The 6805-nt window shown below is 60.2% G+C and carries 7 protein-coding genes and 3 pseudogenes; 4 read left to right on the top strand and 6 right to left on the bottom strand.

The window, feature by feature from the left end:
- Positions 1-119: pseudogene (locus NKG60_RS25080) on the top strand (IS66 family transposase); the annotation flags it as partial.
- On the opposite strand, the gene NKG60_RS25075 reads toward NKG60_RS25080, so the two are convergent.
- The 3 genes and pseudogenes from NKG60_RS25075 to NKG60_RS25065 all read right to left on the bottom strand — a co-directional run.
- On the bottom strand, positions 115-2187 hold the full coding sequence (locus NKG60_RS25075; RefSeq protein WP_352975852.1) for a recombinase family protein: 2073 nt from the start codon (positions 2185-2187) through the stop codon (positions 115-117). The pseudogene NKG60_RS25080 and the gene NKG60_RS25075 sit on opposite strands and share 5 nt — an antisense overlap.
- Positions 2168-2365, bottom strand: coding sequence for a hypothetical protein (locus NKG60_RS25070; RefSeq protein ID WP_352509784.1), 198 nt, complete (start codon positions 2363-2365; stop codon positions 2168-2170). The genes NKG60_RS25075 and NKG60_RS25070 overlap by 20 nt, the downstream gene beginning before the upstream one ends.
- A 100-nt stretch (positions 2366-2465) precedes the next feature.
- Positions 2466-2585: pseudogene (locus NKG60_RS25065) on the bottom strand (hypothetical protein); the annotation flags it as partial.
- On the opposite strand from NKG60_RS25065, the gene NKG60_RS25060 reads away from it, so the two are divergent.
- From NKG60_RS25060 to NKG60_RS25050, 3 genes and pseudogenes are all read left to right on the top strand, one after another.
- Positions 2565-2711: a hypothetical protein gene (locus tag NKG60_RS25060; RefSeq protein ID WP_352975851.1), complete on the top strand. Its 147-nt coding sequence runs from the start codon at positions 2565-2567 to the stop codon at positions 2709-2711. The pseudogene NKG60_RS25065 and the gene NKG60_RS25060 overlap by 21 nt on opposite strands.
- Positions 2663-2860, top strand: a pseudogene (locus NKG60_RS25055) (transposase domain-containing protein); the annotation flags it as partial. The gene NKG60_RS25060 and the pseudogene NKG60_RS25055, both read left to right, overlap by 49 nt.
- 35 nt (positions 2861-2895) lie before the next feature.
- The gene (locus NKG60_RS25050) at positions 2896-3051 is read left to right on the top strand and encodes a DUF1963 domain-containing protein (protein WP_502912329.1); all 156 of its coding nucleotides are present in this window, start codon (positions 2896-2898) and stop codon (positions 3049-3051) included.
- On the opposite strand, the gene NKG60_RS25045 is transcribed toward NKG60_RS25050, so the two are convergent.
- The 3 genes from NKG60_RS25045 to NKG60_RS25035 all read right to left on the bottom strand — a co-directional run bounded on the left by NKG60_RS25045 (position 3045) and on the right by NKG60_RS25035 (position 6760).
- Positions 3045-3197 carry a hypothetical protein gene (locus tag NKG60_RS25045; protein ID WP_352670117.1) on the bottom strand — a complete coding sequence of 51 codons (153 nt, stop codon included), beginning with the start codon at positions 3195-3197 and terminating at the stop codon, positions 3045-3047. The genes NKG60_RS25050 and NKG60_RS25045 overlap by 7 nt on opposite strands.
- Before the next feature lie 53 nt (positions 3198-3250).
- Positions 3251-5488 carry an adenylate/guanylate cyclase domain-containing protein gene (locus tag NKG60_RS25040; RefSeq protein ID WP_352864538.1) on the bottom strand — a complete coding sequence of 746 codons (2238 nt, stop codon included), beginning with the start codon at positions 5486-5488 and terminating at the stop codon, positions 3251-3253.
- Between the two features lie 324 nt (positions 5489-5812).
- On the bottom strand, positions 5813-6760 hold the full coding sequence (locus tag NKG60_RS25035; RefSeq protein ID WP_352670112.1) for a DUF5996 family protein: 948 nt from the start codon (positions 6758-6760) through the stop codon (positions 5813-5815).
- Positions 6761-6805: the final 45 nt, after the last annotated feature.

Below are 6805 nucleotides of genomic sequence, written 5' to 3'. Positions count from 1 at the left end.
AGATCGACAGCAACACCGTCGAACGCTCGATCCGTCCGATCGCGCTCAACCGCAAGAACGCGCTCTTCGCAGGCTCTGACGGCGGTGCGATATACTGCTCATCTGTCGATCGCCTTATAAATTAAGGATATTTTGGCGCGGATCATGAGACGCCGGACGCCGTGATCGCCGCGCATCAGCTTCACGCCGAACGGCATCATTCTCGATATCCGAGAGGTGAATGATCCAGGGTGCCCCCTTGCATAGTTGATTCGCTGCCAACGTGCCGCGGTTGACCATGCGACGAACTGTCGACGGGCTGACCTGGAGAATCCCCGCGGCTTCGTCGAGCGTTGCTTCGCCACGCTCCGCACGTTCGCCGTCGCGGTATGGCGCAATGCCATGGGTGTTGCGAAGACTGCACACCCTACTACGCGTCCAGCTATTGTCCTTCCCTGTCCTTTTGCCGGCGCGATTGAGGATGGCGGCGATGGACAGATCCGACATCTGGCGGGCCAGTACCCGAACAAGATCAAGGGTATCGCCTTCGATCGTCCAGCGGGTTTGCCCGACCTTGTTCTTCTTCACGATGAGACGTGTGTGATCGCCACCTTGCCAATGGATGATGAGCGCCAGACTATCGTCCACGACATCGACGATGATCTCCTTGACCAACAAGCGAATGATCTTCTTGCGCGTCTCGTTCGAAGCGCCCGGACTGTCCCATGCCTGGGCGAGGTCCTTCCCGAGAGCCATCAGCCTTGCACGATCGTCGGCGGAGACCGTTGGTGCTTGCAGCGGGGCCAAGCGGTCCAGCTCCTCCTCAAGCTCGCCCAGGTGGGTCAGCTTCTCGTTCCAGCGTCGCTCGAGTTCGCCGGCGACAAGCCGGTTCTCGGGATCGACCGCATTGTATTGGCGGCGTGCACGCTCCGCCTCGTACCGGGCCTGCCGGCAAGCATTCTCGACCTGCTGTCGCTTGTCACTATGCTCCTGGCCTTGCACCTCCATGGCAGCCAGCGCCGCCTCGATGCCGAGCGGCTGCAGTCGACCGAGAACCTCCTGGACGACTGCCCGGTCAACCCGCATACCGCCGAAGCGGATGCAGTTGTCGACGGCCTTGTCGCTGAAGGTGCCGCGACAGACGTAACGTTGGGTGTTTCCGCCTTTGCCGCTGTAAGCGACATGCAATCGACGACCGCAGCGTGCGCAGCGCAATAGGCCTGGCAGCAAGGCTTCTCCGCGGCGGATCGCCCCGCGCCCAAGGTAGCTCTTGCCGTTGGCGTTGTCGGCGATCAAGTGCTGATTCCTCTCGAACTCCTCCCAGGAAATATATGCCTCATGGTGGCTGCGGATCAAAACCTCCCAGTCCTTCCAGTTCCGGCGCATGCTGTCACGCATCACGCGCTTGCGGCCGCCTTCGATTACAACGCGCGTTCCGCGCCGTCCAAATGCGTAGGCGCCGGCATAGACCGGATTGGTCAGCATGTGGTGCAGCGTGTGATAGACCGGCACCTTCCATTCAATCGCGTGTTTGCCGCGGCCCTGAACGACGGCCGGAACTAGAACTTGCTCCTGCCGGAACCAGAGCAAAACCTGCCGGATCGACTGCAACTCGGCGAACTTGCGGAACACCAGAGCAATGCCGTCCTGGACACGACGATCCGAATCCTTGTCGAGCTGCCCATCATCCGCTTTGACATAGCCGACAGCCACAGTCAGCAGAAGTTCCCCCCGGCGAGCCTTCTGCCTGAGCGCCTCGATGGAGCGCTGCCGGAATACCGAAAGCTCCATCTCGCTCATCGTGCCCTTCATGCCAAGCAGCAGACGATCGTTGATCAGACGCGGATCGTAGACGCCATCTTCATCTACGATCAATGTCCCGACCAACCCGCAGAACTCAAGCAAGGTGTGCCAGTCACGGCCGTTGCGCGCCAGCCGCGACGCCTCCAGCGAGACGACCGCTCCGACACGACCTTCGCAGATGGCCGCCAACAGCTTCTCAAAGCCGGGCCGAGCCGTGCCGGCGCCGGATCGGCCGAGATCGTCATCGACGATTTGCACATCATCCCAACCCAACTGCCGAGCCCGCTCAGCTAGGCCATATTGGCGACGCTGGCTCTCAAGGTTGTTTACGACCTGGTAGGACGTTGATTGCCGGATGTAGATGATGGCGCTGCGGCAAAGGTGCTCAGCGGTAATCTTGCTCATCACCCGCCTCCTTCCGGTTCGGGATCGACAGTCCGACGCCCGGCACGGACGCTGCTTCGACGAGTAGAGACTGCAACAGCACCACCGCCTTTACGCGTTCCTCGCCCGACATCTTGGCCGGCGGTATGGTGGGCACAAACAAATCCAGTTGGGTGCGCAGCGGATTCTTCATCGGCATGTCCTCCTCCGGAGATCGAGTCTCTTGGAAGAGAGCCTACGAGATGATCGAGAAGTGCGCGAAGTTCGAGGAGGTGTGTGAGCGAAAGTCGGGGCGCGGCAACGATCGCAACCGAACTGGCCTGTGGGGCGGCCATCCAGTCCGGAAGATGGAAGCTTCCGCCGTGCGGCTGCCGAACCAAAAGGTGGCGGATGCCGTCATGATCATGCTCACCGACCACCGCAACGGTCTGCCCAACCAACGGATGGAATGGATAGGTGACGACAACGTCGAAGCCCGGATTCCCGGCATTATGACGCTGCTTCCGACGGCGGCGCCGAACACTGGGCCGTCATCGCCTCGCTGATCGAAACCTGCAAGCTCAATGGTGTCGAACCGCTCGGCTATCTCGCCGATGTCCTCACCAGGATCGTCAACGGCCACCCCAACAGCCAGATCGACGATCTCCTGCCTTGGGTCTACATCAACAAGCTCGAGCTCAAGGCCGTGGCCTGAGAACACCGCTTACCGTCCAGGCAGCAGCCGACGAGATGAAGGACCGCTACCTGCTATTGCTCCAACTTGGGCCGGATATGGCGCTCAACTGGACCGTCGGAGAGATGGGGCCGCTTCAATATTGGATTACGCCTGAGGATCTTGCGGCCAAGCGATTCCAGAACGCAATTCTGACAATCGAAGCCTACTGACTGATGTTCGGCCCAAGACCGTCGGCAATGCGCCCAATGTCGGCCGGCGAAGTCGCCTTTGCCAGCGCCTGAAAGCCGACATCGCCAGCGGCCACGGTGGAGGTCGTGGTTGCGCCAATTCCGGTCGTTTCGGTTATGGCGAACAAGGTCGCATGTATATCCCGCAAGCAGACTTTCGGCCTTTGCGGCATTTGGGAGTTCACTTGACGACCGAAAATTCGAACTGGTCCCAGCGGTAAACGGCCTTGTATTCGTCGTCGCGCCCCGGCGTCCTGAACACATTGCGATAAATTGCTCCACAGCTTGTCAGCTCTACCGGAAAGGCATTGCACAAGAAATTGCCTTGCACCCACGAGGTTCCTGAGTGGGTCCTTTGGCCAATGGTCTCGCTGACGGCGCCGTCGACGGAGGTCGTGCGCTGCATAGGCAGGAACTTGTCAAACGCCAATTTTCCGCGCGTTTCGTGGCCGAACATGAGAGACCTTATTTCCGCGCCTGTGAGCCGGTCCTTCGGATTCATGCCTGCCCTTGCCAATGCCGGCAGATCGGGCACACCTGCCTTGGTCAGGCCGGCCAAAAGGCGTTCGATATCGGCCACATTCTTGAACACCATGTAGTCCTGGGTGATCAACTGGCTCTCCCCGTATTCCATTCTGTGCGCAACAGCCTTCCTAAACATTTCCAAGGCGGCCGCGGCCTGGTCGGTGCGCCCAAGATGCCCATAGGCCGAAACAAGGACTTGCAGGGCATAGAAGTTGGCCGGTGAATCGGGCGAAGCAAGGTCCATCTTCTCGATGGAGCGAACCGCGCCCTCGAATTTCCCTTGACCGAACTCGGCCAGTCCGGCCTGGTAGCGCCTGTAGTCCATCCACGAGATCGGGTCGACGCGCGCAGCCGCATCGAGATAGCTCAGCGCTTCCTTCGGCCGGCCGTTGAAATTCAGGGCATTGGCCAGCGAGAGATAATTCCAGGTATCGCTAGGATCGAGCGCCATCGATTTCAGAAGAACGGTGACTGCTTCGTCCGAGTTGTGCTCCCTGATCATCAACTCGGCGACCAGTTGATAATAACCCGGCGAAGGATGTCGGGCGGCGAGCTTCAGGGTTTCGTGGACTTTGTCATAGGCCTCGGCTCGCGTGAGCCCCATCACCACGGCCCGGTCGATGTCCGCGTCCCAATAGGCCCAGGCGAGTTGGGCATGAGCCGCGCCGAAATCGGGGTCGAGTTGCACCGCGTGCTGGAAATGCTTCACAGCCTGCGCAAACTCCTCGGGGGTGTTGATGCGGTTATAGATGTCCATCCCTTTGAGATAGACATCATAGGCCTCGGGATTGTTTGTGCCTCCCACGCGGGCGGCCGGCGCGACGCTCACCAGGCGGAGCTGGAGCGCGCCGGCAATGCTGCCGACGACCTTGTCCTGCAGCGCGAACACGTCCGCCCACCGGCCGTCGAAGCGCTCCGCCCAGAGATGTCCGGATGTCGAGCTGTCGATCAGTTGCGCATTGATGCGCATGTTGTCGCCGACGCGGCGAATCGAGCCTTCCAGCAGATAGCGGACGCCCAATGCCGCAGCAATCTCCGCAGGCTTCGTGTCCTTGTCCTTGTAGGCAAAGGCCGCGTTGCGGGAGAGGACGAAAAGGCCGGGCACGCGCGCCAGTTCGGTCGTCAGGTCCTCGGTGAAGCCGTTGGCGAGATATTCCTGTTCCTTGTCGTCGCTGAGATTGTCGAAGGGCAGGACTACGAGCGACGGCCGGGCATCTACCGCCTCGCTGGCCGCGGGCGCAGCAGGTTGCGCAGGCCTCTCCCACGGCTGCCACCATGCCGCGGCAAGGCCGAGGGCCAGGATGAGAACAGCCGCCGCTACCGGAAGGCGCCAGGCGCGCGGCCGGCGGCGAGCTTTGAGGGTCGTGCCCGCTGCCGCTGGATCAAGCACCACGCGATAGGTCTGAACTGGTTGGGCAATGTTTTTGACCCTCTGCTCGCCCATCGGCTCGAAGGCGAAAGCCAGTTTCCTCTCCACCTCCTTGGCCACTTTTCCCGACAGGCAGATGCCGCCGGGCTCCGCCAGTTGCTGAAGCCTGGCTGCGATGTTGACCCCGTCACCATACCGGTCCTCGCCCTCGACGATCACCTCGCCGAGGTTGATGCCGATCCGCACGTGAATCTGCTCGGTTTCGGGAAGCGAAGCGTTGCGCTCGCCAAGCCCGCGCTGCAGCGACGCCGCACATTCGACGGCATCGATGACACTGCCGAATTCGGCCAACATCCCGTCGCCCATCAGCTTGAAGATACGGCCGTGGTGGCGTGCAATTTCGGGCTCAAACAGTTCCTTGCGTCCGGCGCGAAGGCGCTCGAACGTGCTGGCCTCATCGCGCTCCATCAGAGCCGAATAGCCCACGACATCGGCGGCGAGAATCGCGGCAAGCTTGCGGTCCATTGTTGGCCTGGCCCCGCAGGATCATAGTATCAGTTGTTCTGAAAGGAAACCGACCTCACCGGCGCTCAGCAAATCCCTTCTTTCCGCGCTTTCATCGACGGCTGAGGTTTTGTCAATGTCGTATTCACCACATTCGAGACATTCGAGCTTGCCTGCCGGAATGGCTCGTTTGGGTCAGGTCACGACGATGTCCGGGCCCAACCTAAATGTCCGCTCTGCACGATCCGCAGACCGAAGCTGGCGGTCTGTTCTCGGCCCCAGTTCGCCCGGAACGACGACAATCGTAGTCGGGAAAAGTCATCAGTTAAGTCGAACCTCTGTGTCTCACATGGGCCGAGGTTGTCGAGGTTTACCAACCTTGCACTCGAGCGCAGTCCTGTCCCAATCACCGAGTTCAGCAGCGGCGCCATACGTGCTTTCCAAAAAGGTCATGAGCGTGTGTTCTGGATTGTTGGCAAGCCGGACCGCATCATAGGGCAGCAGAAATTCTCCGAGGTTTTCATCGTAATATGCGGCTTCGGGAGAAATTCTTGCAGCTGAAAAACCGGTCGGCATTGGGTATGCATAGGAATAGAACGCGGGAAAATCGATTGCACCCCCACCTGGCCAGAAGCCAGCTGACGAGACTTCGTGGCTGTAGGCCTCGCGGGTGATTTCATCGGGCAGGGCCGGAATACCGCCTGGATGTGAGGGCGCCTGTCGACCGGAGAAACGTGTCACGGCAATGTCAAAACTTCCCCAGAAGAGATGCACCGGACTGACCTTGCCGAGATACGCCGTACGGAAGATCTGGAGCACGTTCGTCACTGCCACACATGCCCTGAAGAACCGTGTCACAGCATCGGCATCGTAGGGGCGTTCCATCCTGTCTTCGGCGAACGGAATAGCCTGCGGAATCTCATTCGGCCTGCCATGGAACTCCGGTGTCCCACCGAGAGTACGAATGAGATCCAACGCGCGCCGGTGAAAGAAGGCGACCGACATCGGCTCAAGCGGGAACCGGGCAATGCGCCCATCGGTTGCTCGTCCGACCACTTCATGGTTGATCAGATCGAGGCTCAATTCGATGCCGCCTGGTCCATCTGGCACTAGCCCGGTCGTGAAACCGCGAGCGTCAGTGTAGAGGGTTGCATGCCAGGAATGGTTCACCCACGCTGAGCGGGCGAGCCGATATTTCCCTATGATCTGACTATAAAGATGCAACGCGGAACACGTGCTGCGCCAAGGACCGTACGGTATATCCGGCCACCTTTCCTGGATGCGTTCATTCATTGGGCCAACCTCGCTTTATTGAGCTTGAATAGAGTCTCACTGATG

The sequence above is a fragment of the Mesorhizobium sp. M1428 genome (assembly GCF_040317515.1).
In the GTDB taxonomy this organism is placed as follows: domain Bacteria; phylum Pseudomonadota; class Alphaproteobacteria; order Rhizobiales; family Rhizobiaceae; genus Mesorhizobium.
The sequence above is the reverse complement of the archived record's forward strand: the minus strand, read 5'-3'. Positions and strand labels throughout refer to the sequence as shown.

Bases quoted from the DNA above. Each gene is read 5' to 3' on its own strand.
- NKG60_RS25075 (WP_352975852.1), bottom strand. From the start codon at position 2,187: ATGAGCAAGATTACCGCTGAGCACCTTTGCCGCAGCGCCATCATCTAC.
- NKG60_RS25070 (WP_352509784.1), bottom strand. From the start codon at position 2,365: ATGCCGATGAAGAATCCGCTGCGCACCCAACTGGATTTGTTTGTGCCC.
- NKG60_RS25060 (WP_352975851.1), top strand. From the start codon at position 2,565: ATGATCATGCTCACCGACCACCGCAACGGTCTGCCCAACCAACGGATG.
- NKG60_RS25050 (WP_502912329.1), top strand. From the start codon at position 2,896: ATGAAGGACCGCTACCTGCTATTGCTCCAACTTGGGCCGGATATGGCG.
- NKG60_RS25040 (WP_352864538.1), bottom strand. From the start codon at position 5,488: ATGGACCGCAAGCTTGCCGCGATTCTCGCCGCCGATGTCGTGGGCTAT.
- NKG60_RS25035 (WP_352670112.1), bottom strand. From the start codon at position 6,760: ATGAATGAACGCATCCAGGAAAGGTGGCCGGATATACCGTACGGTCCT.